This is a genomic window from uncultured Microbacterium sp., assembly GCF_913776565.1.
GTDB lineage: Bacteria > Actinomycetota > Actinomycetes > Actinomycetales > Microbacteriaceae > Microbacterium.
This window is the reverse complement of the sequence record NZ_CAJYPF010000033.1, coordinates 1-4,370: the sequence shown is the minus strand read 5'-3', so window position 1 is coordinate 4,370 and position 4,370 is coordinate 1. Positions and strand designations below refer to the sequence as shown.

Here is a 4,370-nt window from a genome sequence, read left to right as displayed (position 1 = left end):
CCTCGGCGGGCGCGGCCTCGGCGACCGGCGTCTCGGCGTCGGCGGACGCCTCGGTCGCGAGCGCGTCGTCGGTGAACAGGGGTTCGGGCTGCGCCTCGGCGGCGGCCTGCTCGATCTCGGGGGCGTCGGCGCCCTCGGTCGCGGCGGCGTCGACCGTGTCGGTCTGCTCGGTATCGGTGCCCTCGGCGGCAGCGCTGGGCTGCTCGTCCGTGATGTTCTCGGCGCCCTCGGGCGCGTCGACGGGCTGGGTCTCGGAGATGGACTCCACGAGTGCTCCTCAGAATGAAACGTGATCAGATCGCGCTTCGCCGTGCAGAAAGGCAGACGAAGGACACCAGCGGTTCGGAAGACTGCAGCCGATACCGGGTTCGCGATGTGTTGCGGATTTCGCAGGTGGTGCAGAGGCTCAGATTCGCGACTTTACGCGGAACCCTCTGCGTTTTTCACTGTACCACCCTTGACGTCGACGGCGAGCATGAGCGCCTGCCACGGGGTGTCGACGACGGATGCCGCCGCGAGTCGCTGCCCCGGCCCGTCGGCGAGCACGAGCACGCTCGGTCCCGCACCCGAGACGACGGCGGCGTACCCCTCCGCGCGGAGCGCCCGGACGAGCCGGTCGGTCTCGGGCATGGCCTGTGCGCGGTAGTTCTGGTGCAGCTTGTCCTCCGTCGCCGCCATCAGCAGCTCGGGGCTCTGCGTCATCGCTGCGATGAGCAGCGCCGAGCGCGAGACGTTGAACACCGCGTCCTCGCGTGGCACCTGCAGAGGCTGCAAGCTCCGCGCCACGGCCGTCGACATCGTGAAGCTCGGCACGAAGACGAGGGGCGAGACACCGCGGTGCACGATGAGCTGCTTGTGCTGCGGGCCCTCGGCATCCATCCACGCGATGGTCAGACCGCCGAACAGGCCGGGCGCGACGTTGTCGGGGTGCCCCTCCATCTCGGTGGCCAGGCGCAGCAGATCGATGTCGCTGAAAGCGACCTCTCCCTCGAGCAGTCCCTTCGCGGCCAGGATGCCGGCGACCACCGCCGCCCCCGAAGAGCCCATGCCGCGGCCGTGCGGGATGACGTTGTGCGCCGTCAGCCGCAGTCCGGGCAGGGGGCGACCGACCGAGGCATAGGTGTGCGCCATCGCGCGCACCACGAGGTGCGAGGCGTCGCGGGGGACGTCGGCCGTCCCCTCGCCCTCGACGTCGATCTCGAGGCGCTCGCCGTCGAGCTGCTCGACGATCAGCTCGTCGTAGACGCTGAGGGCGAGGCCCAGGGTGTCGAAGCCGGGGCCGAGGTTCGCGCTCGTCGCGGGAACGCGGACCGCGACCCGGCGTCCGGGGCCTGAGCTCACGCGGTCACCGGCTGCAGGTCGAGCACGGAGGCGACCTCCGAGGTGGTCGCGTCGACGACGGTGGGCTCGACGGTCGTGCCGTCGGCACGACGCAGGGCCCACTGCGGGTCCTTCAGGCCGTGGCCGGTGACGGTGAGCACGACCTTCGCCCCCGCGGGGATGACGCCGGCCTCGGCGCGGCTGAGCAGACCCGCGACGCTGATGGCCGATGCGGGCTCGACGAAGACGCCGACCTCTCCCGCGAGGATCTTCTGGGCCGCGAGGATGCCGTCGTCGTCGATCGCGCCGAACCAGCCGTCGGTGGCGTCGCGCGCCTCGAGCGCGAGTTCCCACGACGCGGGGTTGCCGATGCGGATCGCGCTGGCGATCGTCTCGGGGTTCTTCACGACCTCGCCGCGCACCAGCGGCGCGGAGCCGGCCGCCTGCAGACCGAACATGCGGGGCACCTTCGTCGCGACGCCGCGGGCGGCCTCTTCGCGGTATCCGCGCGAGTACGCGGTGTAGTTGCCCGCGTTGCCGACGGGGATGAAGTGGAAGTCGGGGGCGGCGCCCAGCTGGGCGACGACCTCATAGGCGGCCGTCTTCTGCCCCTCGATGCGGTCGGGGTTGACCGAGTTGACGAGGTGCACCGGGTAGTGGTCGGCGAGCTCGCGCGCGATCTCGAGGCAGTCGTCGAAGTTGCCGCGGATCTGGATGAGACGGCCGTTGTGGGCGACCGCCTGGCTGAGCTTGCCCATCGCGATCTTGCCCTCGGGCACGAGGACGGCTGCGGTGATGCCGGCGTGGGCCGCGTAGGCCGCGGCCGACGCCGAGGTGTTGCCGGTGGAGGCGCAGATCACGGCCTTGGCACCGTGCTCGACGGCGCGCGAGAGCGCGACCGTCATGCCGCGGTCCTTGAACGAGCCCGTCGGGTTCATGCCCTCGAACTTGACGTACACGTCGGCACCCGTGCGGTGCGACAGCGCCGGAGCGGGGATGAGCGGGGTGCCGCCCTCGCCGAGGGTGACGACGGTGGAGGCGTCGGTGACACCCAGACGGTCGGCGTATTCGCGGAGGACTCCGCGCCAGAGGTGTGCCATGTCAGTTCCCTTCCACACGCAGTACCGAGACCACGCGCTCGACGACGCCGCTCGCGGCGAGACGCTCGACGGTCTCGCTCAGGTCCTGCTCGCGGGCCTTGTGTGTTCCGATGACCAGTCGCGCGGATCCGCCCGACCGGGAGTTCTCGTCCGCCTCGATGACGGTCTGCTCGACGGTCGCGATCGACACGCGCCCCTCGCTGAGGATGCCGGCGACCGTCGCCAGCACGCCCGGCTGGTCATCGACCTCGAGGGTGATCTGGTAGCGCGTGATGACGTGCCCGATCGGGACGGCGGGGAGGTTCGCGCGCGTGGATTCGCCCACGCCCACTCCCCCGGCGATGTGGCGTCGCGCGGCCGACACGACGTCGCCGAGCACGGCCGATGCGGTCTGGACACCGCCGGCGCCGGCGCCGTAGAACATGAGGTCGCCCGCGGCCTCGGCCTGGACGAAGACGGCGTTGTTGGCCCCGTGGACGCTCGCCAGCGGGTGCGTGCGCTCGACCAGGGCCGGATACACGCGCACTGAGATGGACTCCGAGCCGTCGTCGGCCGTCAGTCGCTCGCACACGGCGAGGAGCTTGATGACGTAGCCGGCATGACGCGCGGACTCGATCATCGCGGCGTCGACCGAGGTGATGCCCTCGCGGTGGACGGCATCCAGGGGAACCGTCGTGTGGAAGGCCAGGCTCGCCAGGATCGCGGCCTTCTGCGCGGCGTCGAAGCCCTCGACGTCGGCGGTCGGGTCCGCCTCGGCGTAGCCGAGCGCCTGCGCCTGCGCCAGGACGTCGGCGAAGTCGGCGCCCTCGGTGTCCATGCGGTCGAGGATGTAGTTGGTCGTGCCGTTGACGATGCCCATGATGCGGACGACGCGGTCGCCCGCGAGCGAGTCGCGCAGGGGACGGATGATGGGGATCGCCCCGGCCGCGGCGGCCTCGTAGTACACCTCGGCGCCGACCTGGTCGGCCGCCTCGAACACCTCGGAGCCGTGGGTCGCGAGCAGGGCCTTGTTGGCGGTGACGACGTCGGCGCCCGAGGCGATCGCGTGCAGCACCTGCGTGCGGGCCGGCTCGATGCCGCCCATCAGCTCGATGACGATGTCGCTGCCGACGATGAGGGTCTCGGCATCCGTCGTGAACAGCTCGCGCGGAAGGTCGGTGTCGCGCTTGGCGTCGACGTCGCGGACGGCGATGCCGGCGAGTTCGAGCGTCGCTCCCGCGCGGTCGGCGAGTTCGTCGCCGTGCTTGAGCAGCAGGTCGGCGACCTGCGAGCCGACGGCGCCGGCGCCGAGGAGCGCCACGCGCAGCGTGCGATAGTCGGTCATTCGGTGTCTCCGTGGGGTGATGCGGTCGTGCCGCGGGAAAAGGACGGGCCGGTGGATGCCGCGACCCCGACGTCGCGCGAGAGCAGATCGTCGATCGTCTCGCCGCGGACGATCACGCGGGCCTCGCCGTCGCGCACCGCGACGACGGGAGGGCGGGGCGTGTAGTTGTAGTTGCTCGCGAGCGAGAAGCAGTAGGCGCCGGTCGCGGGCACGGCCAGCAGGTCGCCGGGGGTGACGTCGGCGGGGAGGTATTCGGCATCCACGACGATGTCGCCCGACTCGCAGTGATGGCCGACCACGCGCGACAGGGCCGGGTTCGCGGCGCTCGAGCGCGAGACGAGTCGAGCCGAGAAGTCGGCGCCGTACAGCGCGGGACGCGCGTTGTCGCTCATGCCGCCGTCGACGCTGACGTAGGTGCGCTCGACGCCCTCGGCGGCGGTGACGGTCTTGACCGTGCCGACCTCGTAGAGCGTGACGCCAGCCTGACCGACGATGACGCGGCCGGGCTCGGTGGCGACGTCGGGCATCGGGATGCCGCGCACCGCGCACTCGTCGGCGATGGCGTCGACGATCCCGTCGGCGATCTCCTCGATGGGGCGCGGGTCGTCGACCGAGGTGTACGAGAT

At 71.4% G+C, this 4,370-nt stretch carries 3 protein-coding genes and 2 pseudogenes; all 5 read right to left on the bottom strand.

Translation table 11 applies throughout. The annotated features are described in order from the left end of the window. Nucleotides 1-268: pseudogene (locus QZ433_RS02085) on the bottom strand (transcription termination factor Rho); the annotation flags it as partial. 152 nt (nucleotides 269-420) lie between these two features. Further along, nucleotides 421-1,341, bottom strand: a complete 921-nt coding sequence (gene thrB, locus QZ433_RS02080) for a homoserine kinase (protein WP_295779783.1) — start codon at nucleotides 1,339-1,341, stop codon at nucleotides 421-423. Continuing rightward, nucleotides 1,338-2,420, bottom strand: a complete 1,083-nt coding sequence (gene thrC, locus QZ433_RS02075; RefSeq protein ID WP_295779782.1) for a threonine synthase — start codon at nucleotides 2,418-2,420, stop codon at nucleotides 1,338-1,340. Before thrC ends, thrB begins: the two co-directional genes overlap by 4 nt. Before the next feature lies 1 nt (nucleotide 2,421). Next, complete coding sequence (locus QZ433_RS02070; protein ID WP_295779781.1) at nucleotides 2,422-3,744, bottom strand: homoserine dehydrogenase; 1,323 nt, start codon at nucleotides 3,742-3,744, stop codon at nucleotides 2,422-2,424. Beyond that, nucleotides 3,741-4,370, bottom strand: a pseudogene (locus tag QZ433_RS02065) (diaminopimelate decarboxylase); the annotation flags it as partial. The gene QZ433_RS02070 and the pseudogene QZ433_RS02065, both read right to left, overlap by 4 nt.

What these genes read in the sequence shown, in the direction of transcription:
- thrC (WP_295779782.1), bottom strand. Translation starts at nt 2,420, where the DNA reads ATGGCACACCTCTGGCGCGGAGTCCTCCGCGAATACGCCGACCGTCTG.
- QZ433_RS02070 (WP_295779781.1), bottom strand. Translation starts at nt 3,744, where the DNA reads ATGACCGACTATCGCACGCTGCGCGTGGCGCTCCTCGGCGCCGGCGCC.